Raw genomic sequence first — 25,037 nt, 5'->3', positions numbered from 1 at the left:
GAGACAAGAAAGTTTGTACTTTCTTAAAAGTTAAGTATAAAATTTGAACTTAGAATTGGTGTCTAGCTCCAGGCGCCATCGGCTCTAGGGTCTAGTCAAATAGGAATTGAAGGTAAAAGACACCTTCTATTCCTATTCGCCTTATGCTTGTCGCCGATAAGCGGGCGCCTTCCGCTTTTAGTTTGAGCAAAAAAATGGCAAGATTCGTTTTAATTTTATAGGATGTTTGTAGGGTAAACTAAAAGAAGACTTATTACGAAGAAGAGCTATTAGAAGATGATGTCTTCTTAACATAACAAGTTATTTAAGTTAACAACGTATGAGGAGTGAACATTCGTGTCTGAAGAAAAAATTTATGACGTAATTATCGCAGGAGCAGGTCCAGCAGGGATGACGGCAGCTGTTTATACATCACGTTCAAATCTTTCAACGCTGATGATTGAGCGCGGAGTGCCGGGCGGACAAATGGCCAACACGGAAGAAGTTGAAAACTATCCAGGTTTTGATCATATTTTAGGACCTGAGCTCTCAACTAAAATGTTTGATCATGCGAAGAAATTTGGCGCGGAATATGCTTATGGCGACATTCAAGAAATTGTTGATGGCGAAGAGTACAAAATTGTAAAAGCTGGGAAAAAAGAATATAAAGCACGTGCTGTTATTATCACAACAGGTGCTGAATATAAGAAGATCGGTGTACCGGGCGAAAAAGAACTAGGCGGTCGCGGGGTTTCTTATTGTGCGGTTTGTGATGGTGCATTCTTTAAAGGGAAAGAGCTTGTTGTAGTTGGCGGCGGAGATTCGGCGGTTGAAGAAGGAGTTTATTTAACACGCTTCGCTTCTAAAGTTACAATCGTTCATCGCCGTGATGAATTACGAGCACAAAAAATCCTTCAGCAACGTGCATTTGATAATGAAAAAGTCGACTTCATCTGGAACCATACAGTTAAAGAAATCCATGAACAAGATGGCAAGGTCGGCAAAGTAACCTTAGTTAATACAGTATCTGGGGAAGAGCAAGAATTTAAAACAGATGGTGTCTTCATTTACATCGGCATGGTCCCATTATCAAAGCCTTTTGAAAGTCTTGGAATTACAAATGAAAATGGCTATATTGAAACAAATGATCGTATGGAAACAAAGGTTCCAGGAATTTTTGCTGCTGGAGATATTCGTGAAAAAATGCTGCGCCAAATAGTTACAGCAACTGGTGATGGTAGTATAGCTGCTCAAAGCGCTCAGCATTATGTTGAAGAACTAGCTGAAAAGCTAAAGGCAGTTAAGTAAGAAACAATTATGAAGCTTGTTTTACAAATTCGTAATTCTGTTTTAACTTACCTGTAACATGGGTGAAACAATTATAAGTTATTATATAATTAGTAATTGACCCCCTTTTATAAATAGACTTATTTTAGAGCATGGGCGCCCTTTCCCATGCTCCCTTTTTTTGTCCTCCAGCTGTTTTACTTTTGCTTGGCCATGTATTAGTACAGGTTATCTATCTGAGTTTCTTTTTTAAAACAACTTTTTTAAAATTATTGAAACTGTTTTCCATTTCAGACGTATATACATATAAAAACAACTAATGACGTGTTCGTTGTTAAGACACAATTAAAATAGTATAATAAATGAAAGAAAGTGAAGAACGTAACAAATGTTTCTTAAAGGGATGCAATGTCATCTGTTAGAAGGGAATGTCGATCATTCTCAGCTAATCATTCCTTAGATTTTAGCGGTTATTTTTGACAGAAGATAAAAAGCTTCATTATGTTTTTGATTTCATGTGAAAATTGAGGTGAAGAAGTTGCAGCGAGTGACAAATTGCGTCTTAGTAGAAGGAAACAAAGTTCTTCTCCTGCAAAAACCAAAAAGAGGCTGGTGGGTAGCTCCAGGAGGGAAAATGGAGCTTGGGGAGTCAATCAAGGATACCGTCACCCGTGAATATCGTGAGGAAACAGGCATATACATTAAAAACCCTCAGTTGAAGGGTGTATTCACCTTCATCATTCAAGATGGAAAAGAGATCGTTTCTGAATGGATGATGTTTACGTTCCTGGCTACAGATTATCAAGGAACAAATGTCTTGGAATCTGAGGAAGGAACGATTAAGTGGCATGAAAAGGAAGACATACAGCAGTTGCCGATGGCTCCTGGTGATCATCATATTTTAGATTATGTCATTAAAGGGACGGGCATGCTATATGGAACCTTTACATATACACCTGATTATCATTTGATTTCTTATCGTTTGGATCCACAATAATCACCGAGCTTCGAAGATTTCACGATACAATAAAAAAGAGCTAGGTATCAGTAGAGAGGAGGAATAAACGATGACAAATGAAAAAGATGAGCAGCAAACAACACCTAATGATGTACAAATGGTCATCATTACAGGTATGTCAGGTGCAGGTAAAACCGTTGCCATTCAAAGCTTTGAGGACCTGGGATATTTTTGTGTTGATAACTTGCCTCCAACGCTGCTGCCTAAATTTTTAGAGCTGATGAAGGAATCTGGAGCAAAAATGAATAAGGTTGCCTTGGTCATGGACCTCCGTGGTAGGGAATTCTTTGATCATCTTTTCCAGGCTCTTGATGATTTGGCGGAAAGTACTTGGCTAACACCGCAGATTCTATTCCTTGATGCGAAAGATGCAACGCTTGTAACCAGATATAAAGAAACGCGCAGGTCACATCCATTAGCATCAAAAGGACTTCCTTTAGAGGGGATTGGATTAGAACGCGAACTTCTTGAGGAGCTAAAAGGCAGAGCGCAGCTTATATATGATACGTCCGACCTGAAGCCAAGAGATTTAAGAGAAAAAATTCTAAAGCAATTTTCATCAAGTGTTGAGCATACATTCACCGTGAATGTTACTTCATTTGGTTTTAAATATGGTATTCCAATTGATGCAGACCTTGTATTTGATGTTCGATTCTTGCCAAATCCGCACTATATCGAGCATATGCGACCAAAAACTGGTTTGCAGGAGGAAGTGTCCTCCTATGTGCTGAAATGGAATGAAACACAAAAGTTCTTAGAAAAACTCATTGATTTGCTGACATTTATGCTTCCTTATTATAAGCGGGAAGGAAAAAGCCAGCTCGTCGTTGCGATTGGTTGTACAGGAGGACAGCATCGCTCAGTTACACTTGCCGAATACATTGCAAACTACTTTAAGGATGACTATCATACTCAAGTATCTCACCGGGATATTGAGAAGAGGAAGCATCGTTAATTAATGGGACAGGAACATATTCCAAAGGTTGTCATCATAGGCGGCGGAACTGGTTTATCCGTTCTTTTGAGGGGATTAAAGCAGTTCCCGCTTGACATAACAGCTATTGTGACAGTCGCAGATGATGGCGGGAGCTCCGGCAGGCTCCGTGATGAATTGAACATCCCTCCTCCTGGTGATATTCGCAATGTATTGGCCGCTTTATCTGATGTGGAGCCTCTTGTTGAGGAGCTCTTTCAGCATCGTTTTAATAAAGGGAATAACCTAATAGGACATTCACTTGGAAATCTTATCCTGGCAGCGATGACAAATATAACAGGTGATTTTGTCCATGCAATAAAAGAAATGAGCACGGTGTTAAATGTACGCGGCAGAGTATTACCTGCTGCTAATACAAGCGTGATTTTAAATGCGGAAATGGAAGATGGCACATTCGTTTCCGGTGAATCGAAAATTCCGTTCTCTGGAAAGAAAATAAAACGGGTCTTTTTAAGCCCTGATGAGATTGAACCATTGCCTGAAACTATTGATGCGATTCAGGAAGCGGATTTAATTATCATCGGACCGGGTAGTCTGTACACAAGTATTTTACCAAACCTTCTTGTTCCAAAAATAGGAGAAGAGGTTTGCAAGGCAAAAGCCAAAAAGGTTTATATTTGCAATGTGATGACACAGGCAGGGGAAACATTAAATTATTCCGCCAGTGATCATGTCAGAGCATTATACGATCATATGAAGTGCACATTTATGGATACCATTCTTGTCAACAAAGAAGAAATTCCTGATCATATTAAAGCATTATATGAAGAGGAGCTTGCCAAACCTGTCCACTATGATATTGAAAATCTAAAGGCATTAGGACTTCAAGTCATAACAGACAAAATTGTAAGTTATGAAAATAATGTGATTAGGCATGATACAAATAAAGTAGCTAAACTTTTATATGGAATTCTTCAGCAGGAATTAACATAAGTGCATGTCTTAGAATGGGGGTGCAGAGGTTGTCATTTGCATCTGAAACAAAAAAAGAACTCACAAACTTAGATCTAAAGCCTTGCTGTATTAAAGCTGAGCTGTCTGCACTCATTAGAATGAATGGATCGCTTTTCTTTTCTAATCGAATGATTATGGTGGATATTCAAACAGAAAATGCTGCAATCGCAAGGCGTATCTATACGTTATTAAAAAGGCAATATGAAGTTTCAGTCGAACTGCTTGTTCGGAAAAAAATGAAATTAAAAAAGAACAATGTTTATATTGTTCGCCTTGTTGAAAAAGCTAAAGATATTTTAGAGGATTTACAAATTTTAGAGGAAGATTTTTCCTTAATACGGAACATATCGCCATCACTCGTCAAGAAAAAGTGTTGCAAGCGCTCTTATATCCGCGGTGCATTTCTTGCAGGCGGCTCCGTAAACAATCCGGAAACCTCCTCTTATCATCTTGAAATTTTCTCGCTATACAAAGAGCATAATGATTCTCTTTGCGAGTTAATGAATACATTTGATTTAAATAGCAAAACGCTAGAAAGAAAAAAAGGCTTTATCACGTATTTAAAGGAAGCTGAAAAAATTACTGAATTTCTTAATATCATTGGCGCACACCAAGCTTTGCTGCGTTTTGAGGATGTGAGAATTGTCCGCGATATGAGGAATTCCGTCAATCGCCTCGTCAATTGTGAAACAGCCAATTTAAACAAAACAATTGGTGCTGCACTAAGACAGGTGGAGAATATTCGATTTATTGATGATAAAATCGGCTTGGATGCATTGCCTGATAAACTCAGAGAAATTGCCAAGCTGCGTGTCGAATATCAAGATGTCACCTTAAAAGAACTTGGAGAAATGGTATCAAGCGGCACAATTAGCAAATCTGGTATAAACCATCGCTTGCGAAAACTAGACCAAATTGCTGAACAACTTAGATCAGGACAACCGCTATCATTAAAATAAAATGACAAAAAGAGAAGAGGAGATCATTATGGTTGAAAAACAAGTTGAAGTTCATCTGAAAACGGGCTTACAAGCTCGTCCAGCTGCTTTATTTGTTCAAGAAGCAAACCGTTTTGCATCAGATATTTTTCTGGAAAAAGACGGTAAAAAAGTAAATGCAAAAAGCATCATGGGACTCATGAGCTTAGCAATCAGCTCAGGCTCCATCATCACCCTGATTGCAGAAGGCAATGACGAGCAAGACGCCGTAGAAACCTTAGCAAAATATGTCCAGCAAGAAGGATAAAGTGAAAAGCACACCGTTTAGGAAATTGACGGTGTGCTTATTTTTATTGTTTTTGTCAACTGTGTTGGAGAAAGAGAAGTGAATTTTATCAGCGCTCTCTCTTGAACATTTATTAGAGGATTCTACTTTAGTCGATATATCGACGAGTTTTAAAAGAGATATCGGCGTTATTGGGAATATATCGGCGTTATTCGAAATATATCGGCGTTATTCGAAATATATCGGCGCTATTCGAAATATATCGGCGTTATTCGAAATATATCGGCGCTATTCGAAATATATCGGCGTTATTCGAAATATATCGGCGCTATTCGGGATTTATCGGCGTTATTCGAAATATATCGGTGTTATTGGGAATATATCGGCGTTATTCGAAATATATCGGCGCTATTCGGGATTAATCGGCGTTATTGGGAATATATCGGCGCTATTCGGGATTTATCATCGCTATTCGGGACAAATCAACACTTCCTGACTATAAATCAGCGTTTCCCGAGCATATATCGGTGATTCCCACTTTTATCAGCGCTCTTCCCATATATCAGCATCTACCTCTTTTTATAAAAGGTGAAAAGGGGTACTCAGATCTCTTCCGCTGCTTAGCATGCAAGTTCAGATACTGCGATCATACAAATTCTTTTAAACGTTCAATAAAAGCAAACAAAAAGTCCTTCATCAATTAAGATGAAGGACTTCCTACAGAAATTACTTCCCACCAAGAATGTTACGCTCTAACACTTTATCAATTAAGCCGTACTCAAGGGCACGTTCAGCAGTCATGAAGTTATCGCGCTCTGTATCGCGTTCGATTACTTCTAGAGGCTGGCCTGTGCGGTCAGATAGGATTCTGTTTAATTTATCACGTAAGAAAAGGATGCGTTTTGCAGCAATCTCGATTTCAGTTGCTTGCCCTTGTGCTCCGCCAAGTGGTTGGTGGATCATAACTTCACTGTTAGGAAGGGCATAGCGTTTGCCTTTTTCACCAGCAGCAAGCAAGAATGCACCCATAGAAGCTGCCATTCCAATACAAATCGTCGAAACGCTTGGTTTGATATATTGAATTGTGTCATAGATTGCCATACCAGCAGTGATGGATCCGCCTGGTGAGTTAATATAAATAGAAATATCCTTTTCTGGATCTTCTGCTTCTAAGAATAATAGCTGTGACACGATTGAATTTGCGACATTATCATCAATACCGCTTCCAAGCATAATGATACGGTCTTTTAATAAACGAGAGTAAATGTCATACGCACGCTCACCACGATTTGTTTGTTCGATAACTGTAGGGATTAAATTCATTCTCCATTCCTCCTTTAAAAGTAAGAAAGATTGTACTAAAGGAAAATCTGTCTTATGTAATCCTTTAGAACATAATTCTGTGACTACCAATTGTATTGCTTATGTAATTCCATCATACAACTATGGTCAATAAAGGTCAAACGAAAAGACTATAAAAACCTTTTTAACCATGTTTATCCTATAATATGTACTACATCATCATAACATGTAATCATGTTTCCCACATTTCCAGTATTTCAAACGGATTAAATCATGAAAATCCGTGTTTAACGTAATAACACATATTTTCGTTATTTTACTATAAAAAGACAGTTGAAATTCTCTGCTGTTTCCCGTATAATTTTCCTTACTGACAATAATATGCGCTCGTAGCTCAGTTGGATAGAGCGGTGGTTTCCGGTACCACGTCTGCCGGGGGTTCGAATCCCTCCGAGCGCGTCTAAAGTTAAAAAGCGTTGATCTGACAAGGTTTCATCCCGAAAGAATTCGGATAAACGTCACTGAACATTGCGTCAACGGACGCGAATCCATGAAAACGGATCGGAAGTTTTTCAAAGGTTCAGCGACAGTTTTTTCGAAGGGATGCCACGTCAGTTCAAAAAATACGATAACCTCTCGTATCGAATTAAAAAATTCGAATGCGGGAGGTTTTTTTGTTGTGCCGAGAATTAAGCGCAAAGGAATAGTAAAACGCAGGAATGTGCCAAAGATGGACGTGACTGTCGATAACAAGATCAGCGTGGAAGATGCTCTGGAAGTCGTAATGAGGATTTACTTATCCGAAGGGTACCGCGAAAGAACAATGCACGATTATCGAAAGTTCTGGGACGAGTTCATGCGAATCATTGATCGCAAATACATCCAGGACGTCACTGCGGACGATTTTAGAAGATACATTACAGAACTATTGAAGGTACGTGAATTGTCGCCTGTGACAGTGAACATTCGACTGTCAGCCATGCGGACAATGTTCAGGCGGCTGCATAATGAAAAATTCATTGCAGAAAATCCTGGCGCACGGATCCATAAGCTGCGAACTGACGAACAAAAATTATTCACGCTGACGGATAAACAGGTGAAGCGATTGTTTTCGACTGTGGATCATGATTCATTCGCAGGATATAGGGACTATGTCGCCATGCTGGTGATGTTAAAGTGTGGACTGCGATCGAATGAAATCAATTCGCTAGAAGTTAAGGATATAGACTTCGACAATGGCGTGATACTGCTGCCAGGCGCAAAGAATAAGAATCGCAAAACAAGGACTGTGCCGATGACAAAGAAAGTGATTGATCATCTGCTTCAGCTAATCAATGAAACCCGAGAATACTTTGATTCAGCTGTGACTTTTGTCTTTACAAATCAATTTGGGGAACGGATGAAGGATGACCATCTGCGCAAAAGAATGGACTTCTACGCGCGTAAAGCTGGCTTAAAGGGCGAATGTCGCGCCAGCCCGCACTCACTGCGCCACACATTCAGTACAAATTTTCTGAAGAATGGCGGCAATATTCGAACGTTACAGCAGATACTGGGGCATTCTGATATATCCACAACACAAGTGTATTTGAACTATACAGATGATCAAGTCATTGAACAATATCGCAAGGTGAATGAATCAGATTCACTGGACGTTTAAAGAAAAATAAAAAGGACGTCAGCTGCTGCAACAGCTAGACGTCCGAAAACACTTGCGCAAGCACACAAAGGACAGCGCAATGCTTAAACCATAATGCGATTATAGCAAAAAATCTATAATTCGTAAATTCTGCTCGTCTGTCCATTTTGCAGAACATATGTTCTCATTTTGTTTGTGCTGCGCTCATAGGGGCGAAGGAAAATGAAATCATTACACGAATATCAGATGTTTGAAACAGTCGCAGCAATGGACGCAGCAGCTGCGGCACACATTGAATATTATCGCAACGAACTGACCGAAACGGATCGGACTGTTTTGCGCACTTTACTGGGATACAGCTGCAAAGTTCCTGGCGTATCTTATTTGAAGATGGCGACACTGGCGGAGATCATCGGCATAAGTGATCGCCAGGTGCGCCGGATCATCAAGAAGATGGCGGATCTTAAAATCATCGAAAAGATCCAAACGATCCGCAGCAAGTCTGGCGGCTACGGTGTAAATATTCTTCGTGTGCTGCCGTTCTGCGCAGAAGGTGTCAGATCGACATGTCATATCGAAGATGATGGCGCAAACACAATCCAGACAAGCGATCACGGCGCTGCTGGACAACAGAAAACAATTATTTCTAAATCTAAAAAAAAGCACATATTAGAAACGGAACCAGGCGCAGGATCCATCGGATCAGACATCTTTGCGGGATCTGTTCCTGCGGCGATCCACGAAGCGCTGGCGTCGTTTTTTAATGCTTCCGACTATTATCGTATCTATGGGATCTTACTGCGTGCGAAGGCGTCCATAGATCGCAGCATCACACTGGAAGATCATGCCCAGGAATACGTCCAGATGTTCAGATCTGCGATCTGGCGTCTGAAAACGGGACGGATCCGTTCACTGGACGGTTATTTGTTCCGCAGCTGGCAATCTGTCAGCTGCTGGATCCAGCGAAAGCAGGCGCAGAAGCCATGCTGGATGTACGATTGGATCAATGATTAAAATAAATATCTTTCGCTCTGTTATTTTGCTATTTATCACTCTATAGAACTATTCGTTATGGTAAAATTTACTTAAAAATTAATTTAAGGGTGGTTGTATAGTGAAAATGAATTATAGAGTAGTATTATTGTCACTGCTTGTAATTCTTGCGATAGTTTCTGCTGGAATAGAATATTTTATATCAGGTTTTCAAAAAGATGACGCTTCTTCTTTACTTATCAATTTAGTGACTGAATTTTTAAGTGTACTGATGACGGTGATCGTAATAGAAAAACTAATAGAAAAACAAAAGACCAAACAAGAAATTGAACATATGAAGAAGATAATTGGGAACCAGTACGATCTCTTTTTAAATGGAATAATAAGAAGATACATTCAATTCATTACTAAGAATCCCGCAAACATGACCTTTAAAAAAGAGGAAACAGTAAAGTATTTAACCGAAACAATTAATAAGATGGATAAATATATCGACGAAGAATTCTCAATAAAAGGCGTAAATCAAATGATTTTGAATCCTGCTGATATATTTAATCCTATAAGAAATACCGTTCCATACCAGAAGTTTTGTGAAGAAGATTTTAAAAAGTGGATTAGTATTCAGATAAATGAATTCACAATAAAATACATATCTCTTTTGCCGCAAGAAGTGAGTAGTGCAATTTTTACAATTGAAAATCGTTTAAGGGATGACACACTTGCTACATTTTATCAACATGGACAGAATGTGCAGATGAAATTCTCAAGCAAAGAACATGCGGATCGCTATGTACAGGAAGTTAGACAATCGTTAAAAGAAATTGGACAAAGTCTGTTAATACTGACGAACTATCTACCCGAAAAGGCGGAAGTGAAATGATGTTTGATCGAAAATACAATCGCCAGTCAATCGTGACTGGCGAACCTTCAGCATTATTAAAATATGTAGGGATCGTGGGCTGATTGGTTTCCATTTTGAACGATAGTTTTACATGACGGACATTGAAACCAATATGGGGTATCGCCATGCATTCTAACTAGTTTGCGATCTACATCCCAACATTTTGAACAGTATGGATCTTTATCATCCTCTCGAAAATACATTTTATCCTTGTATGTCATCTTCCCAGCAGTTTCAAGTTGCTCTTTTAGCAATTTGTTTTCTTCTTTGAGATTATTATACTTTTCCATTAAATCCATTGCTTCAGCTTGTACGTCCAATAATTTTCTATATAGATCTATGTTATCGGCTTTTTGTACCACTTCGGCGACTGATTTAATATCGCTTATTATACTCATTATATATCCCTCCCTTTTTCCTATATTATACAATAAATTGTCAGAATACTGTATCAAATTAACGATTAATTGGTACAAATTGATAGATCGATAGTTATAATAGAAATAGATTTAAATTATCTTAATACAGAAGGATGTGCTTTTATGGATAAAACAGAGGAATTAGTCCAAGAAATGCTGGGTAGGGTTTTGTCTGATGCGCAACAAGAAGCAGCAAACTTACTAATAGATCTTAGTGGATCAATTACACCTATCATAAGTTCATTGTGGACAAGCTATAAAATTGGGAAATTAAAGAAGCGTTTAGATATCGTTGAGCCTGAACTGAGGAAAATCAAAGAAATGCTTGATAAAAAAGAGAACGATTTGTTTTATAAACAGGAAGTATTTCCACTAATTCTGAAGTATATTCATGATGAAGATGAAGACGAGAAAGTCAATATTTACATAAACGGATTTAAACATACAGTAGATGAAGACATTGAAGATATGGAAAAAATATATCACTTTTACGATGTATTGGCGCAGCTTAGAATAAGTGACATAGTTCGTCTTTGTAAAAAATTCGTGCCAGGTAAGAAATTAAAACTAGATACCGATTTTCCAGACATTAAAAGATATGAAGAAGATCAGGAATATAGAGAAGAATTAAGAGAAAAGGAAGACATTGAGGTATACATTGATAATAAACTTATCAGACTGGGAATTGTAAAAGTTATACAAGAAGATCCATTGGAAAAACTCACAAAAGGTATGCAAGGGCGTACATTAACAAGGTCGCGATCTAAGACTGAATATAAATTATCGAGTTTTGGAAGAAGATTTGTTAACTTTTTCGCTGTAGAAGATTAAAGCATAAAGATGAATCGCAACAAACACGACATTCTGGCGCCATCTGCCGGGATGTTTTTTTATTTTGTAACATTGCGCTGGATGATCGATGGAATGCGCAGAATGCTGATGTGACAAGGGTAACACGATTTAATTCTGATGTGTTTACTGGGAATTAACGTTACGGAAGCGCAGGATGTCGGGGTAAAATACCTGCCGAACCGTTCTGGACAGAGGGGCTGCCGAAAACATCAGGGGGTCTGCACGCCATCCGATCGCCAAGCAGCGCCTTATTGATATACATTATCACTGCGTTCACAACCGCAACAAACCGCGCCATATCAACGATGTATAAAATCGTGCATAATCATATAAATTTACGCAGTTATAAACGAAGCTGTCACGCTAACAGCCGCAAGGGATGCATCGATTTGGTGTTTCTGTACTTACTTCTTATAGCTGCTATTATGTAAACTAGAATTGCATATTGGATTCACTTTTCTGCATATGAAAGACGGCGCAAGATGGCACAAGATGGACGGATCGGCGGCTTTGAAAGAGGGGGGCGGCATCGGCGCCAGATCCCCTTTTCCTGCTGCGCTCATCTTTGCGCCAGAATTCAGAACTCCAGGGGCTGGAACGTCGTCCCACGAAATCAATCGCTGCACAAATCGACATTCTGATCGAAAAAAATTTTTCGGTGAATTTTTGAAACCTCAACCCTTCGAAGCTGCCACAGTTTGCGCCGTATTTCGCAAGAAATAGTCCCACATCATTCGAAGACATCCAGCAGCTGCGGATCCCTTGAAACGACGTAGATCTGGAATTCGTTTCGATTGTCTGCGCAGGAATTATGATCGGAACGTTCCTGGACGGACTGGATTCGTATCTCAATTCGCAATGTTAATCGCAGAAGTGAGGGACGCGGATGCGAAAAGTATCTGTAAAAATTACGGATAGGTACCTGTAAAAATTACAGACACTTTTTTCGGTTAGGATCCGTTACACTGCGAATCTGGACTGTATGACTAGATGTCATTGTGTTGTATTCGTCGGCTTGTTGGTTAGTCGGCATTGTCTTGGCGCAGCTGTTCGGATCATCCCGATGGCTGCGTCTTTTTTATTGGCGCAAATATATGAAATTATTATTCGCAAGATTATCGATGCGGCGTCTGGTTAATCGTTATATAAGAGATTAAAAGATATCACTTGCCGCTGGCGCGGCTTCGTGAACTAATTATATATCTTGCGATGAAAATAGTACGAAATAAACTATGGTTCATGGCGTGCCGCTAGGCACGTCACAGCAAGTGCGGAAGCACGCAGCTGGCAAAGGTCTATGAGTTAAACAAAGAATAAGAGCATAAAACTACTGAAAATGGGCTTCGTCCCAGTCATATCAAGGGTTTGTGCCGCTTCGAAAAGGGTCGGTTTTCACCCTATACTTTTGCAAAAAAGTCGACTTTTCACCCTAACGTTACAGCGGTAACATTACATAAAAATTTTTTACATACCTGTCAAATAAATTATGCAGTCAAACTACGACAGATGAACGGAAGAAACTGATCGGAGCGCTTATCGGTTTTTTGTCGTTATCTAAAAAGGGGGATGTCCGAATGAAAATCACTGAAGTCGAACTAAAAAAGATCCGCGAAGTGTACCGCTTATCGCTGAAGGAAATGGCGCCGCTTATCGGGATCAACTTCACTTACCTTTCTTTGATCGAAAACAGTAAACGCAACCTGACGGACACAGTCCGTTCGAAGCTGATAGTAGCCTTCGATCTGACAGATGAAAAACTGGAAAGAATCTTACGAATCCACGAAGAATTCACATACACAGGAGGATCAGCACAATGACAAACAGCAAGATACAGAATTATGTAGACGAAAATGGCGAACTATATCACGCAGCACCAGCACGTGACTATAAAGTCATATCTATTGCGCAATCAGAAGCATACAAAGCAAAAATAAGACAAGAAAAACAAATCGATGGGAGGAAGTTTGTTATGGCACATAATGATCCGATCCGCGAAATCACAAAAGATCTAACACTTATCGAAGCTGGGGCAGTGATCAAGCTGCTAGATTATATGAAAAAAGGAGATGGACTGTTGCAAGTAAATGCGGAGCCGATGAAGCAAAAAGACATCCAGACTGCGATCGGTAGGGGAAAAGAAATGACAAGTAAAATCCTGGGACGTCTGGAGGAACTGGACATCATCAATAAAGTTCGCGAAGGACGACGCAACGTGTTCAAGATCAATCAGCGATTCTTTTCATATGGTGGCGCAGCTGGCAGCTTCACGAAGCTGTTAATGGTAACATTGCGTGAAAGAATCGCAGATCTGAAGCTGAATGAAGTCGGCATGCTGTTCAAAGTGCTACCTTATTTCCATTATTCCAGGCTTTGTCTATGCGCGAATCCAGATGAACCATTGCCAGCTGATCCCAATGAAGAAGATCTGAAAAAACTGCAATACTTTTCACGCGAAGATCTTGCGCAAGAATTAGATCTGGACGTAAAAACAATCTACGAGATAGTTCGGACTTTAAAAAAGAAGAAGCTGATGATCTCGACGGAAACTGGTGGGAAGGTTCGATATTGGATCCATCCAGACGTCATGTACCGTCAGACATATGAAACAGAATGGGCGGATAGTGTTCGCGATCTGTTCAAAGCACATGCATAAAACAAAAGGCGCTGGGATCATTGATCCTGGCGCTTTTTGCATTGAAGGGGGATGGAAATCATGACTATAGAAAAGCAGGTACAACGATATGCAAGAAATCACTGCGCTTCATTCAGTGGCAAAGATGGTTGCCTATTGGAACCAGAAGGGTGCGAAACGTGTAGATATTTTCGAGACGGATTTATCGGGCATAAACGCTGTCAATATTTCGAACGTTTCGTTCTTCCTGGGGATCCAATGCAGGAACTATCCTACTGGAAAGAAATTGCAGGAGAAGCGCCAGCGATGGATGTTGGAAATTGTGATCGCTGCGGGACGAAGTTCATAAAAGGATCGGGTGCTGCAAAATATTGCGACAACTGCCGTCCTATTGTTCGTAAACAAAAGAATGCCAAAAGAATGCGAGAGCAACGACTTCAACAAAAGCTGAAAAGTGTGCAAATAGATGAAGACGAAGCCAGCCACAGCAAGGGATCCAGCGGCTGAAAAATCGGTTCAAATGGTCTTATACCTGAATTCGATTTTCACGGATCAATATGCACACAAAACAAAACAGGGGGAAGATCGATGAAAGCAATCATTAATATCGACGTAACCATGCGCAAGGGCAAGAAGGATCTGCATGACATATCAGTAAAAGTCGGTACTTATTCGGCGTATTACGAAGAAGGGGATTCAATTGAGACTTTCGCAAAAGGGACTGAAGAAGATGTATTGATCTATGCTGATCGTCTTGCGGATCAATTGACGCAGCGATATAGAATGGCTGGTTTTATTCATTCTGGCAATCCTGCAAAAAAGATAGTGCGGATCACACACTGCCAATAGCGGACACAGAAATGTGTTCGTTTTTTTGTGGTATCAGCAAATTTTTCGATGTCTTATACCATATATGATGCAGAAGATCGGAAACTTCTGCTTTGCTGAATTCATTTAAGTGCGGATTCTCCTGCCATTGAATCCGCCACCTATTGATGCGTGCTGTCTTCGGAAGGGCGGCACGTATTTGCATATGCACAAAAAAGGGGATGAAGATGTGACAGATAAATTCGAAATTACAGGCGCGGATGTTAAAAACATAAGACAAGCGCGAGGTTTCTCAAAAGTTGAGTTTGCGGGCATTCTGGGGTATACGGTCGCGAATTTAAAGATAGTTGAAAATTCACCGGATCGCAAAGTCAGCAAGCGACTGAAGGCGAAACTATACGAGAAATTCGATTTAACAGATGAACTGGTGATCATGACACGTGAATTCATGTTCTATATAAACAATCCAGATAAGCTGCCAGAAGCTGAACGATGGAAGCCGAAGATCGGCTGATAAATCACTGAAACACTGACGAGAATCAGTGTTTTTTATTGCCAAAAAAACAGACAACACAACAAGGGGGAATTATAGATGGCTGGATTAGCGCATCTTAAAGAATTTCAAAAGGAATCATTAAGGGGTTTAATCGATGAATCGGTCAAGCAATCTGAACCGACGCTTGCGGACAAGTATCTTCCAAACGCGGAAACGTATTCAAGAAACTTTGCGTTTGATCTGATCAAAAAGAACAAAAACATCGCGCCTATGATCGCGTTTGGTGCAGAAGCGCCGATTGTAGATCGTGACGCTGTGGCGAAAATCAGCGGTCAGATCGCAAAAATGGGTCTGAAGTATGTTGCGACAGAAGAAGAACTTTTGGAAATCTTCGAAGCAAGAAGCAACGAATCGCGAGCGGACGCAGTCGATCGTCTTGTGACGAAAGGACTTGATCTTGTTGAAGCGATTCAAAAACGAATCGAATTGATGAAGATGGAAGCGATCACGAAAGGATCGTTAACACATAACGGAAATGGCGTCAAAGTGAATGTGGACTTCGGCATTCCTGCGGAACACAAAATCGCATTAACATCACCTAATGACTGGGATGACATTGCACATGACGTCATCGGCGACTTACTTCAATGGCAAGGAACCTATGAATCTACGAATGGCAAACTGCCAGATGACATTCTGGTCAGCCGTGAAGTGGTCAGCAGAATGCAAAAGAACACGGCAATCATCGCTGAAGCTGGACGTCCAGATGGGACATTGCGCTGTTCACTGAAAGATGTGAACGAAGTTCTTGATTCATACGGATTGCCACAACTAACAGTGGTAAACAGCCGCAAGATAACTGTGTACAATCTTGAAACTGGGCAAGATCAAGTCATTGAATTCATGCCAGAAAACCGTCTTATCATGATATCTGTGGGCGTTGGTGAATTCTTACTCGGTCCGACTGTTGAAAATGACTTCAAGCCAGGAATTGCTGCAAAGGCATACGACAAGGACGAGCCGGAAGAATCTGTCATCAAGGCAGTGGCTGCTGGCTTCCCGGCATTTTCAAATCCATCACTGGTCTTGCATGCTGACGTGTTCACAGCATAAAAAACAAACAAAATGGGACGGTGTACTTAAACGGTACATCGTTCTTTTTTTATTTATCTACAACAAGGGGATGACAGCATGAATATCATCAATAAAACAACGCAAGAAATAAAGGCGCTGAACTTTGCGTATGTATCCGGTCAAATAACCGCGCAGATCGTGGTTGCAAAAGTTGATTCGATGATCTGAGACATTGAAGCAGATCAGGGGATCCCGCACAAGGTCAAAACGAATATCGTCCTTGCGATGAAATGTTATCAAAAGATGTATAGAATGGCGCAGCTGATTCAAAATGGCGAAACTGTCAGCCAATCAAAGGTCAGCAGAGAACGTGCAGCTGCGGAAGTTTATCTGGAACGTGCGCGAAAGCACGTTTAATAAAAAGTAAAAATCCGACATTCAAATTAAACCGCAAACGAGCAGCAAAATTCTACGAAAGTAAGGTGAAAATGAATGTCGGATATTAGCTTCGCAATAGAAGCGCTGGATCGATTTACTAAGCCGATGAAGGATATGGAAAAAGCGACAGCTACGATGTCAGCAGTGACATCTTCTGCGCTGGGACAAGTAACATCGAAAACAGAAGCGATGTCTAGGGAAATCTATGAGGCATTTAGTTCTTCGAAGGAAACAATGAGATCCTTTAAAGACGCACAGATCGAAGTGGCTCATGGATATTTGCAATTAACGAAAAATGCGGATCAATATCTCGGAAAAACTGGCGAATTCATCAACCAGATCGAAGCGCTGGGCAAAAAGAACAAGAAGATCACGGATCAGATGGTCGCGCAAAATGAGATCTATAAAATGTCATTCTATGAATCTGTCGGCGATATTCTTGCGAGATCTACACAATCAGAAAAGATCGCGGCGAACTTTGAACGCATGGGGAATCCGTTATACACAGTCAATAATGGTCTGTTGAATATATCGGGCAGCCTGGAAAAAGTCGCAAAGAGTGGGAATCCAGCAGTCCTTGCGATTCAGCAGCTGGGATCTAACGCTAGTTTAAAAGACTTGCAGGATCATGTTCGATTGATCAATCAGGGAATCTTGCGAATGGGTGCAGTAGCAGTGGCTTCAGCTGTTGTGTTCGGAATCGCAACAGCAAAGATCATCGATCGGGCATATGCAGTGAATGACGCACTGGCGCCTTTAACCGATAACATGAAATCAACCTGGGCGACGGTATTCGATCCACTGGCTGAAGTCATAGGAACAATACTGGAACCAGTGATCCAGTTTGCGACAAAGATCGGCGAAATGATCAACAAGTTCAACGAAGCACATCCGGTGCTGGCGAAGATGATCCAGTCCTTCATGTATCTATTCAGCGCACTAATGTTGATACTTAGTCCGCTTGCAGTCGGGATCGGCTTGTTCGGAGGATTAAAAGCTGCATTGTTCGCAGCCTGGACAATCATTGCGCCATTCGTGACGGGATTCGCAGCAGTGGCAGGAACAGCAGCTGTCGTGGCAGCAGGAATCGTGGCTGTAGTCGCTGCGATATGGTATCTGTATAATCGATTCGCATGGTTCCGGGATGCTGTTGGTGAGATCTGGGACGGAATCAAGACAGGATGGAACACAGCAGTCAGCTTCATTCAGAGTGTGACTAAATCCGTCATGTCTGCGGTCACTGCGTTCGTCGGAGAACAGTTGGACAAGATCAGCGCATGGTGGGATAAGCACGGAACTACGGTGATGGCTGGCGTTGACAAGTTCATGAAGTACATCGGAACGGCGATCGACGCAGGAATGCAGTTCATCAAGGGCGTATTCCAGGTCGTGTTCCCGATCATTCAGGGAATAGTCGAAATCGCGTGGGCGTTTATCAGTAATATCATAGACACTGCGATCGATGTCATCTTAGGTATCATAGAAGTCGGAATGGCACTGCTGGAAGGTGACTGGGAATCAGCTTGGACAGCCATCGAAGGAATCGCAACAGACATCATGGATGGAATCATCGGATTCTTCGAAGATATCGATTTATTCGAAATCGGAAAAGACATCATCCAGGGACTAATCGATGGAATTGCTAATATGGCAGGCGCAGTCGCAAAACAGGTCAGCAACATCGCAAGCAGTATTCCAGAAGGCGTCAAGAAACTTCTGGGGATCCATTCACCAAGCCGGGTTCTAATGGAACTGGGCGGATTTACTACTGAAGGATTCGCAGTCGGTATGATGGACATGATCAAATCAGTCGGCAAAGCTACGAATAAAATCGCAGCAGCAGCTGTTCCATCTATAGATCCGGAAGGGATCCGCCGTCCAGCAAGATCATCGCAAAGCTTGAACGCAGAATCAATCACATCTGCGATCATCAGCGGGCTGGCAGCAAGCAGCAGTAGTTCGAATCGTAATCCGATAGAAGTCGTCATAAACATGGACAGTAGAACTGTCGCAAGGCAGCTGGTTGATCCGATGGAAGACGAACTGAAGCGCAAAGAAGCTGGAAAAAAGCGCTCAAAGGGCATTCGATAAACAAAACGGGCGTCGTGGGAATTAATCCTGCGGCGCTTATTTTTTTGTTGTATACGGAACGTTTGTTCGCATATAATAAGCGCAGGGGTGATCGCAATGATTAGAGACAGAGGGACGAAAAAATGGACATCGCTGATGCTGCCGGAGCACGTAAAACTAATGAAGGAAGCCTGGCGCGATTTTAACAAAGAATCCAAGCCGATATTAGATGAACATGAAATTGAAGTAATGGAAAGCAAGATATGCTATTCGATGGAACATCGCCTGGAAATCGAGATTACAACCTGGTGTGATGGCTTCACTGAAGTTCTGTGTGGTTATGTACATTACATTGATCCAATCACGAAAGAATTGCGCATAGTTAACAAAGAAAGTACGATCCGACTGAAGTTCGACGAAATTATAAAACTGAATGTTATCGATTGAAGCCGTGGCTGAATGCTGCGGCTTCTTTTTTACATATCGAAAAAGTCGCGCGGCACATCATGTCCCAGCTGCTTCACTGCTTTCTTGATCTTCGCAGCTGTCGATATCTTTGGACGATAATCTGGATCGTTACAAATGCGTGATATCGTCATATCAGCTACATTCGCATGCTTTGCGAGATCAGTTTGTTTTATCCCCTTTTTATCTATCCATTTTCCGAACTTGCTTCGCTTTTTACCTAATCCGAACATATTATCACAACCTTCGCTTTTTATCACACAGGATGTCCATTTTTAACAAAAGTTAAACTTGCGCAAAAAATGGTAATGTTGGACAAGCAACAAGGAATAGATTCAAGTAAGACGTCAAAACAAGACGTTCAAACATTAAGGAGGTCGTGAAAATGACACAAGAACTGGCGAAAATACTGATTAAGAAGAAGGACGTCTATTTGTCGGAGGAAGGACGCAAGCTGCTTGAAGTTATTGCAAAAGGAGGTTCAGAAAAATAATGGTTTATCGTCCGACTGTTCGATATGCTGATGTGTATTGTGACTATGTGAACAGTTTATTCCATGCAACAAACCTGGATCGAAATCAAATCATTCGTGCGGCGCTGTTTTCAGCTGCACATTCCGCAGAATTCAACAAACTGCTGCGAGACTATAAGAAGAAAGACGTCCCCCTTCCTCCTGCGCTGTGGGGCAGCGATGAACATGGGCTGTGGCTGGGAAATGGTCAATCGAAAGAAAGGGGAGGGAAGGACGTCAATGTTATCAATAGAAGAACGGGATCAGCTGAAAATGCTGCTAGAAAAGATTCAAGGACAACAGGATCCAGCAAAGAAGATCAATCTGGACGTGTCGGATCGGCAGCGCGATTCCCAGGGTCGGTTCCTGCCGAAAGAATCGCAATCAGAAATCAAGGAGGAATCACGATCAAGATCGGATAGAATGATTAAGGTCGTAAAGGTAAAAGGCAGCTATAATTCGTATTTAGTGAAAGACGTCTGGCTGACTGATGCAGAAAAGGATCTTCTGCTAGGTGCCGCGATCGTTGTCTTCCTTGCGGTTATGTTTTAATAAATTAAAAAGGCGCCATTTTGGCGCTTTATTCTTCTACTATCGTTATAAGTTCGTTTATATCACTGATGCCAAGCGCAGCTGCTATCTTTAATAGATGCGAAACTTCGATTCTTGTGACTTCGCCACGTACCCAGCGCGATATCGATGGCTGTCTAATGCCAGTCATTTCTGCGAGTTCCATTTGTGTAATGTTTCGTTCATGCATTCTTTCCCTTATGTGAAATTCTATTTTTTTATTCATATGTATCCCCTCCGTATGTACTAATATATTATTTTTATACGTTTGGCGAAATAAAAAGATTCGAATAATGAAAAATATTCCTTTACTTTATACGCTTGCAATTATAAAATGTCGAATAAAGGGTATATTTTCAAAAATAGGGGGAAATTACAATGAAGAAAATTTATATCGACAACGAAACAAAAACAATAGTTATCGAAGATCAGCACAGCTGCTTCGAAATTCCGTTCAAAGGCGAAGTTTCGGAACTTCTACATAATCCAGAAGTGATCAAGCTGCTAAATTTAATAGACATTAATGGCAATCTTCCGCAAGAAATGTTGTCAGCATAAAAAATCATCGCCGGGACGTTTCCTGGCGTATTTTATTATATAATGGTCGCAAGGATGGTGATCTAATGGATGCCATGAAGCCGGAATGGTTCGATGAATGGGTAATCTTTACGCCTGGGAATTGGCAGCTGCGGGACGGTGCGCCAGCCGATGTCGTCACAGAATTCAAGGAATTCATGCAGCAGCTGGATCAGGGATCTTGCGATGATCTGTGTCGCTGAAGACGATTCTGACGCAATTAACTATTGATTAACGTGCAAAGGGACATCTGATTGCGAAATATGTCCGAAAATAATTTGCTGCAAATTGATTGAACCGTTATAATGTGAAATATAGTAGCACTAAACGAAATAGGGTTCACATCATCGATAAAGTTTTCGTGTAGGTTCCCGATCAGTTTGTGCCAATGATACGAGAAGATTATCGCACTTTTTAACATATAAAACGCGCCATAGGGTTTCCGGTACCACGTCTGCCGGGGGTTCGAATCCCTCCGAGCGCGTCGTAAATAGCAAGGGTTGAGATTAGCTCAACTCTTGCTATTTTTATTTTGGAAACATTCTTCACAAATAAATCTTCCTTCATTTTTTAAATAGGCTTTTATTTCAGTCATACCCCGCCGTTTTGGGTAACGCAATGCAATTTTACATAAACAAGCCCATCATCTTTGATTGCCCTGCCACATGTTGAACAATTAGGTTCTTCTCGAAACATTTTTTACACCTCAAATTAAATTCAGATTTATTAGTACTACGATAATTTTTATTAAAAGTTTCTATAAAAGACCTTTTCAATGCAAAATTTGGAATATGCAAAATAAATTGGATGCCTCTTTTTTATCTAATTATCTACCATCAATCTGACGTTTCAAAAAGCTTGTCGCTTAAAGGAACAATCTGTATGATACTAATATCATAAAAGTTAAGAAAAATCCTTTATTACTATTTGTTATTAACAGATTATAGGAGAAGCTATAATTATCTTTTCAGGTTATCCTTTTGACACATAATGAGGTGTGATGAACTTGATATATCAGAATTTTCATAGTTTTAATCTGGTGCTTGTCTTTGCATCATTTTTTATCGCTATCTTTTCTTTTTATACTTGTTTTGAGATTCTTAACCGCATCAAAAGTTCAGAGGGTCGAAAGAATGCATTTTGGATTATGTATGGCACTATTGCCATTGGACTTGGAGTTTGGACAGCTCAATTTCTAGGAATGCTGTCGTATTTTCCATTTCATGAATTTGACTTATCATTGATGCTTCTTTCATTGCTATTAGTAACAATCCTTATCTTTTTGACTTTGCTGACGTATACCAAAACTAAATATCATAACCAGCCATCTCTATTAGCAAGCATCTCTCTAGGGGGAAGCTTTTTTATCTTTCAATACATTGGTATGGAAGCACTTATTGGACAGATAGATGACGATATATTTATTGTGTTTGCTAAAATGCTGCTGGCGTTTATTGCACCTTACTTCATTGTGAAATTGATGTTAAGGGATAGGAGAAGTCAGCTGAAAATAAAACTATTTGGCGGGCTTCTTTATGGGATGAATATCATTTGCTTGCATTATCTTTCGATGGTAGGGATGATTGATCACCATTATGTCTACCTATCCATTGGATTATCGATGGGCGGCCTTTTGATCTTTCTTATTTTTCTGTTCATTTCTGTCATTGATCGCAAGCTCTCTAAACAGACATTAAAACTGGTACAGACTGAACAAAATTATCAATCGCTTTTTGAACAAAATCCGGATATTGTTGCCACCCTTAGTCAGGATGGTGTGATTTTATCAATTAACAAAGCTTTAGAAAAAATAACTGGGTATAAGACAGATGATTGGTTAAATAATCACTTTGAGAAAATGATCAAACCTGAATATCTAGAAAAAACAAAAAAGCACTTTTTGATAGCCTCAAAAGGGACAGCAACGAATTATGAAAGTGTTTTCGTTCATAAGAATGGACAGCCCATTGATGTAAGTATTACGAATGTCCCGATCATTATTAATAGAAAAATCGTTGGTGTATATGGGATTATCAAGGATATTACAAGACAAAAAGCGCTCCAAGAGAAATTAAAAATTAACGAACAGCGATACAAGTCACTCTTTGAATATAACAGTGACCCTGTTTATTCCTTCAATTTAAAAGGACAATTTACAAATGCCAATAAAGCAAGTGAGCAATTATCCGGTTATACAAATTCAGAACTGATTCAGATGACATTTATGGACCTGATTCACCCAGATGATCTCCATAACGCATGTGTTGCTTTTGAAAAAGCGGCAAAGGGGAGCACGGAAACAATAGATGTCACTATTGTTACTAAATCAGGAAATCACGTTCATTTAAATGTAACAAGTATCCCGATTATCATTGATGGGGAGATTGTTGGAATCTATGGAATTGCGAAGGATATAACTAAACAAAAGAAAGCTCAGGATATGATTCAACATTTGGCATACCACGATTATTTAACAGATTTACCTAGCAGAAATATGCTTGAAAAATATCTCTCAACTTGTTTGGAACATGAAGGAAACAAAGAGGTTAAAAAAGCCATTTTATTTATTGACCTTGATCGTTTTAAAGTAATTAATGATACATTGGGGCATGCGATGGGCGATCTTTTATTAAAAGAGGTAGCGAAACGATTGCGAGGTTCTGTAAAAGCAAAGGATAAAATTTTCCGTCAGGGCGGAGATGAATTTATCGTGATTTTGGAGGATGCCGATCGTGATGAGGCAGCTAAAGTGGCCGAACGAATGATTCAAGTTTTATCAGTGCCGCATAAAATAAATCAATATGATGTTTTTACTTCTCCAAGTATTGGAATCAGCTTATATCCTGATGATGGCGATACTGTGGAGACAGTTATCAAACATGCCGATTTTGCGATGTACCAGGCAAAGTCGGCCGGTAAGAAAACATATAAATTTTATTCATTGATAAAGGAAGACAGCAGCTATAATTCTTTGCAACTGGAAATGGAATTGCATAAAGCGATCGATAAAAAACAACTCGTTTTGCATTATCAGCCAAGGGTTAATCTTAAAACAGGCCGCATTATTGGCGCCGAGGCTTTAATACGCTGGAACCATCCAAAATGGGGAATGATTCCGCCTGAGAAATTTATTCCAATAGCAGAGGAAACAGGGCAAATTCTTTTCATTGGTGAATGGGCCATGTATACTGCTTGCATCCAGGCGAAGGAATGGCATAAGAAAGGTTTTTCAGGATTTATCATATCTGTTAATTTATCAGCACGTCAATTCTCCAGGGCAAATCTTGTTGATGCTATTGCAGATATTCTCAAGAGAACAGGACTGGAACCGCAGTATTTAGAGCTTGAAATAACAGAAAGCATGACAGCAGATATTGAACGGGCCATCACTACGTTACGGGAATTAAAATGCCTGGGCGTCAGAATTAGCATCGATGATTTTGGAACAGGATTCAGCTCGTTGAATTATTTAAAACGGTTCCCTGTTAATACGTTAAAAATCGATCAGTCTTTTGTTCAAGAGCTTCACAATAATTATCACGATGAAACGATTGTAAAAACGATTATTTCCATGGCCCATAACTTAAATTTAAACGTGGTTGCAGAAGGAATAGAAAATAGGGAACATCTTGAATTTCTTCAGCAACATCTTTGTAATGAAGGTCAAGGTTATTACTTTAGTAAGCCTGTCCCGGCAAGCTTATTTGAAGAGATCATTGATTCATTTTTTGGACAATAAAGCTAAACGACTAGACAAAGAGAAGTAAATAGCGGGGCTGAACCACCTTTTGGCAGCCCTGTTATTTTAGGATGTT

The 25,037-nt window shown here is 40.2% G+C and carries 28 protein-coding genes and 1 tRNA gene; 25 read left to right on the top strand and 4 right to left on the bottom strand.

Going from position 1 to position 25,037, the window contains the following annotated elements; translation table 11 throughout:
* Positions 1-336: 336 nt before the first annotated feature.
* The 6 genes from trxB to ACSVDH_RS25225 all read left to right on the top strand — a co-directional run bounded on the left by trxB (position 337) and on the right by ACSVDH_RS25225 (position 5,477).
* Positions 337-1,287, top strand: coding sequence for a thioredoxin-disulfide reductase (gene trxB, locus ACSVDH_RS25250; RefSeq protein ID WP_299092342.1), 951 nt, complete (start codon positions 337-339; stop codon positions 1,285-1,287).
* 517 nt (positions 1,288-1,804) lie between these two features.
* Positions 1,805-2,263 carry an 8-oxo-dGTP diphosphatase gene (locus ACSVDH_RS25245; RefSeq protein ID WP_439252693.1) on the top strand — a complete coding sequence of 153 codons (459 nt, stop codon included), beginning with the start codon at positions 1,805-1,807 and terminating at the stop codon, positions 2,261-2,263.
* Positions 2,264-2,333: 70 nt separating this feature from the next.
* Positions 2,334-3,239, top strand: a complete 906-nt coding sequence (gene rapZ, locus ACSVDH_RS25240) for an RNase adapter RapZ (RefSeq protein ID WP_439252694.1) — start codon at positions 2,334-2,336, stop codon at positions 3,237-3,239.
* Between the two features lie 3 nt (positions 3,240-3,242).
* Complete coding sequence (gene mgfK, locus ACSVDH_RS25235; RefSeq protein WP_439252695.1) at positions 3,243-4,211, top strand: gluconeogenesis morphogenetic factor MgfK; 969 nt, start codon at positions 3,243-3,245, stop codon at positions 4,209-4,211.
* 29 nt (positions 4,212-4,240) lie between these two features.
* Complete coding sequence (gene whiA, locus ACSVDH_RS25230) at positions 4,241-5,191, top strand: DNA-binding protein WhiA (protein ID WP_439252697.1); 951 nt, start codon at positions 4,241-4,243, stop codon at positions 5,189-5,191.
* 28 nt (positions 5,192-5,219) lie between these two features.
* Positions 5,220-5,477, top strand: a complete 258-nt coding sequence (locus tag ACSVDH_RS25225) for an HPr family phosphocarrier protein (protein WP_299092349.1) — start codon at positions 5,220-5,222, stop codon at positions 5,475-5,477.
* Positions 5,478-6,182: 705 nt separating this feature from the next.
* On the opposite strand, the gene clpP is transcribed toward ACSVDH_RS25225, so the two are convergent.
* Complete coding sequence (gene clpP / locus ACSVDH_RS25220; protein ID WP_299092350.1) at positions 6,183-6,779, bottom strand: ATP-dependent Clp endopeptidase proteolytic subunit ClpP; 597 nt, start codon at positions 6,777-6,779, stop codon at positions 6,183-6,185.
* Between the two features lie 362 nt (positions 6,780-7,141).
* On the opposite strand from clpP, the gene ACSVDH_RS25215 reads away from it, so the two are divergent.
* The 4 genes from ACSVDH_RS25215 to ACSVDH_RS25200 all read left to right on the top strand — a co-directional run bounded on the left by ACSVDH_RS25215 (position 7,142) and on the right by ACSVDH_RS25200 (position 10,270).
* A tRNA-Arg gene (locus ACSVDH_RS25215) sits at positions 7,142-7,217 on the top strand.
* Between the two features lie 220 nt (positions 7,218-7,437).
* Positions 7,438-8,418 carry a tyrosine-type recombinase/integrase gene (locus ACSVDH_RS25210; RefSeq protein WP_439252699.1) on the top strand — a complete coding sequence of 327 codons (981 nt, stop codon included), beginning with the start codon at positions 7,438-7,440 and terminating at the stop codon, positions 8,416-8,418.
* 201 nt (positions 8,419-8,619) lie between these two features.
* Positions 8,620-9,411: a helix-turn-helix domain-containing protein gene (locus tag ACSVDH_RS25205; RefSeq protein WP_439252700.1), complete on the top strand. Its 792-nt coding sequence runs from the start codon at positions 8,620-8,622 to the stop codon at positions 9,409-9,411.
* A 100-nt stretch (positions 9,412-9,511) separates the two neighbouring features.
* Positions 9,512-10,270 carry a hypothetical protein gene (locus ACSVDH_RS25200; RefSeq protein WP_439252701.1) on the top strand — a complete coding sequence of 253 codons (759 nt, stop codon included), beginning with the start codon at positions 9,512-9,514 and terminating at the stop codon, positions 10,268-10,270.
* A gap of 56 nt (positions 10,271-10,326) precedes the next feature.
* On the opposite strand, the gene ACSVDH_RS25195 is transcribed toward ACSVDH_RS25200, so the two are convergent.
* Positions 10,327-10,689 (bottom strand): hypothetical protein, encoded by a 363-nt coding sequence (locus ACSVDH_RS25195; protein WP_439252702.1) that lies wholly within the window; start codon positions 10,687-10,689, stop codon positions 10,327-10,329.
* A 144-nt stretch (positions 10,690-10,833) separates the two neighbouring features.
* Between ACSVDH_RS25195 and ACSVDH_RS25190 the strand changes: the two genes are divergently transcribed.
* From ACSVDH_RS25190 to ACSVDH_RS25145, 10 genes are all read left to right on the top strand, one after another.
* Complete coding sequence (locus ACSVDH_RS25190) at positions 10,834-11,541, top strand: hypothetical protein (protein ID WP_439252703.1); 708 nt, start codon at positions 10,834-10,836, stop codon at positions 11,539-11,541.
* A 1,003-nt stretch (positions 11,542-12,544) separates the two neighbouring features.
* Entirely contained in the window at positions 12,545-12,700 is a 156-nt protein-coding gene (locus ACSVDH_RS25185; protein WP_439252705.1) for a hypothetical protein, read from the top strand.
* Between the two features lie 436 nt (positions 12,701-13,136).
* Entirely contained in the window at positions 13,137-13,379 is a 243-nt protein-coding gene (locus ACSVDH_RS25180; RefSeq protein ID WP_439252706.1) for a helix-turn-helix domain-containing protein, read from the top strand.
* Positions 13,376-14,215 (top strand): helix-turn-helix transcriptional regulator, encoded by an 840-nt coding sequence (locus tag ACSVDH_RS25175; RefSeq protein WP_439252707.1) that lies wholly within the window; start codon positions 13,376-13,378, stop codon positions 14,213-14,215. Before ACSVDH_RS25180 ends, ACSVDH_RS25175 begins: the two co-directional genes overlap by 4 nt.
* A 60-nt stretch (positions 14,216-14,275) precedes the next feature.
* On the top strand, positions 14,276-14,701 hold the full coding sequence (locus tag ACSVDH_RS25170) for a hypothetical protein (protein ID WP_439252708.1): 426 nt from the start codon (positions 14,276-14,278) through the stop codon (positions 14,699-14,701).
* 81 nt (positions 14,702-14,782) lie between these two features.
* Positions 14,783-15,043: a hypothetical protein gene (locus ACSVDH_RS25165; protein ID WP_439252709.1), complete on the top strand. Its 261-nt coding sequence runs from the start codon at positions 14,783-14,785 to the stop codon at positions 15,041-15,043.
* A gap of 208 nt (positions 15,044-15,251) precedes the next feature.
* Complete coding sequence (locus tag ACSVDH_RS25160) at positions 15,252-15,536, top strand: hypothetical protein (RefSeq protein WP_439252710.1); 285 nt, start codon at positions 15,252-15,254, stop codon at positions 15,534-15,536.
* Positions 15,537-15,614: 78 nt separating this feature from the next.
* On the top strand, positions 15,615-16,631 hold the full coding sequence (locus tag ACSVDH_RS25155) for a major capsid protein (RefSeq protein WP_439252711.1): 1,017 nt from the start codon (positions 15,615-15,617) through the stop codon (positions 16,629-16,631).
* A 453-nt stretch (positions 16,632-17,084) separates the two neighbouring features.
* Entirely contained in the window at positions 17,085-19,121 is a 2,037-nt protein-coding gene (locus tag ACSVDH_RS25150) for a phage tail protein (RefSeq protein ID WP_439252713.1), read from the top strand.
* Positions 19,122-19,217: 96 nt separating this feature from the next.
* The gene (locus ACSVDH_RS25145; RefSeq protein ID WP_439252715.1) at positions 19,218-19,547 is read left to right on the top strand and encodes a YolD-like family protein; all 330 of its coding nucleotides are present in this window, start codon (positions 19,218-19,220) and stop codon (positions 19,545-19,547) included.
* A gap of 29 nt (positions 19,548-19,576) precedes the next feature.
* On the opposite strand, the gene ACSVDH_RS25140 is transcribed toward ACSVDH_RS25145, so the two are convergent.
* Positions 19,577-19,798 (bottom strand): helix-turn-helix transcriptional regulator, encoded by a 222-nt coding sequence (locus ACSVDH_RS25140; protein WP_439252716.1) that lies wholly within the window; start codon positions 19,796-19,798, stop codon positions 19,577-19,579.
* A gap of 259 nt (positions 19,799-20,057) precedes the next feature.
* Here ACSVDH_RS25140 and ACSVDH_RS25135 point away from each other — a divergent pair, with 259 nt between their 5' ends.
* Complete coding sequence (locus tag ACSVDH_RS25135) at positions 20,058-20,498, top strand: hypothetical protein (protein ID WP_518617442.1); 441 nt, start codon at positions 20,058-20,060, stop codon at positions 20,496-20,498.
* 1 nt (position 20,499) lies between these two features.
* Complete coding sequence (locus ACSVDH_RS25130; protein ID WP_518617441.1) at positions 20,500-20,628, top strand: hypothetical protein; 129 nt, start codon at positions 20,500-20,502, stop codon at positions 20,626-20,628.
* A gap of 28 nt (positions 20,629-20,656) precedes the next feature.
* On the opposite strand, the gene relB is transcribed toward ACSVDH_RS25130, so the two are convergent.
* Positions 20,657-20,872: a type II toxin-antitoxin system RelB family anti-toxin gene (gene relB, locus ACSVDH_RS25125; protein WP_439252718.1), complete on the bottom strand. Its 216-nt coding sequence runs from the start codon at positions 20,870-20,872 to the stop codon at positions 20,657-20,659.
* A 152-nt stretch (positions 20,873-21,024) separates the two neighbouring features.
* Here relB and ACSVDH_RS25120 point away from each other — a divergent pair, with 152 nt between their 5' ends.
* The 3 genes from ACSVDH_RS25120 (at position 21,025) to ACSVDH_RS25110 (ending at position 24,961) form a co-directional block, all read left to right on the top strand.
* Positions 21,025-21,204 (top strand): hypothetical protein, encoded by a 180-nt coding sequence (locus ACSVDH_RS25120; RefSeq protein WP_439252720.1) that lies wholly within the window; start codon positions 21,025-21,027, stop codon positions 21,202-21,204.
* 65 nt (positions 21,205-21,269) lie between these two features.
* Positions 21,270-21,425, top strand: a complete 156-nt coding sequence (locus tag ACSVDH_RS25115) for a hypothetical protein (RefSeq protein ID WP_439252721.1) — start codon at positions 21,270-21,272, stop codon at positions 21,423-21,425.
* A gap of 803 nt (positions 21,426-22,228) precedes the next feature.
* On the top strand, positions 22,229-24,961 hold the full coding sequence (locus ACSVDH_RS25110) for an EAL domain-containing protein (RefSeq protein WP_439252722.1): 2,733 nt from the start codon (positions 22,229-22,231) through the stop codon (positions 24,959-24,961).
* Positions 24,962-25,037 lie beyond the last annotated feature (76 nt).

Origin of the sequence: Metabacillus sp. Hm71 (assembly GCF_051842955.2) — a bacterium.
Classification (GTDB): domain Bacteria; phylum Bacillota; class Bacilli; order Bacillales; family Bacillaceae; genus Metabacillus.
Note: the sequence above shows the minus strand (reverse complement) of the source record. Positions and strands in the feature narration are given on the sequence as shown.

Bases quoted from the DNA above. Each gene is read 5' to 3' on its own strand.
- rapZ (WP_439252694.1), top strand. From the start codon at position 2,334: ATGACAAATGAAAAAGATGAGCAGCAAACAACACCTAATGATGTACAA.
- mgfK (WP_439252695.1), top strand. From the start codon at position 3,243: ATGGGACAGGAACATATTCCAAAGGTTGTCATCATAGGCGGCGGAACT.
- ACSVDH_RS25225 (WP_299092349.1), top strand. From the start codon at position 5,220: ATGGTTGAAAAACAAGTTGAAGTTCATCTGAAAACGGGCTTACAAGCT.
- clpP (WP_299092350.1), bottom strand. From the start codon at position 6,779: ATGAATTTAATCCCTACAGTTATCGAACAAACAAATCGTGGTGAGCGT.
- ACSVDH_RS25205 (WP_439252700.1), top strand. From the start codon at position 8,620: ATGAAATCATTACACGAATATCAGATGTTTGAAACAGTCGCAGCAATG.
- ACSVDH_RS25195 (WP_439252702.1), bottom strand. From the start codon at position 10,689: ATGAGTATAATAAGCGATATTAAATCAGTCGCCGAAGTGGTACAAAAA.
- ACSVDH_RS25190 (WP_439252703.1), top strand. From the start codon at position 10,834: ATGGATAAAACAGAGGAATTAGTCCAAGAAATGCTGGGTAGGGTTTTG.
- ACSVDH_RS25185 (WP_439252705.1), top strand. From the start codon at position 12,545: ATGACTAGATGTCATTGTGTTGTATTCGTCGGCTTGTTGGTTAGTCGG.
- ACSVDH_RS25180 (WP_439252706.1), top strand. From the start codon at position 13,137: ATGAAAATCACTGAAGTCGAACTAAAAAAGATCCGCGAAGTGTACCGC.
- ACSVDH_RS25175 (WP_439252707.1), top strand. From the start codon at position 13,376: ATGACAAACAGCAAGATACAGAATTATGTAGACGAAAATGGCGAACTA.
- ACSVDH_RS25170 (WP_439252708.1), top strand. From the start codon at position 14,276: ATGACTATAGAAAAGCAGGTACAACGATATGCAAGAAATCACTGCGCT.
- ACSVDH_RS25165 (WP_439252709.1), top strand. From the start codon at position 14,783: ATGAAAGCAATCATTAATATCGACGTAACCATGCGCAAGGGCAAGAAG.
- ACSVDH_RS25155 (WP_439252711.1), top strand. From the start codon at position 15,615: ATGGCTGGATTAGCGCATCTTAAAGAATTTCAAAAGGAATCATTAAGG.
- ACSVDH_RS25150 (WP_439252713.1), top strand. From the start codon at position 17,085: ATGTCGGATATTAGCTTCGCAATAGAAGCGCTGGATCGATTTACTAAG.
- ACSVDH_RS25145 (WP_439252715.1), top strand. From the start codon at position 19,218: ATGATTAGAGACAGAGGGACGAAAAAATGGACATCGCTGATGCTGCCG.
- ACSVDH_RS25140 (WP_439252716.1), bottom strand. From the start codon at position 19,798: ATGTTCGGATTAGGTAAAAAGCGAAGCAAGTTCGGAAAATGGATAGAT.
- ACSVDH_RS25135 (WP_518617442.1), top strand. From the start codon at position 20,058: ATGGTTTATCGTCCGACTGTTCGATATGCTGATGTGTATTGTGACTAT.
- ACSVDH_RS25130 (WP_518617441.1), top strand. From the start codon at position 20,500: ATGATTAAGGTCGTAAAGGTAAAAGGCAGCTATAATTCGTATTTAGTG.
- relB (WP_439252718.1), bottom strand. From the start codon at position 20,872: ATGAATAAAAAAATAGAATTTCACATAAGGGAAAGAATGCATGAACGA.
- ACSVDH_RS25120 (WP_439252720.1), top strand. From the start codon at position 21,025: ATGAAGAAAATTTATATCGACAACGAAACAAAAACAATAGTTATCGAA.
- ACSVDH_RS25115 (WP_439252721.1), top strand. From the start codon at position 21,270: ATGGATGCCATGAAGCCGGAATGGTTCGATGAATGGGTAATCTTTACG.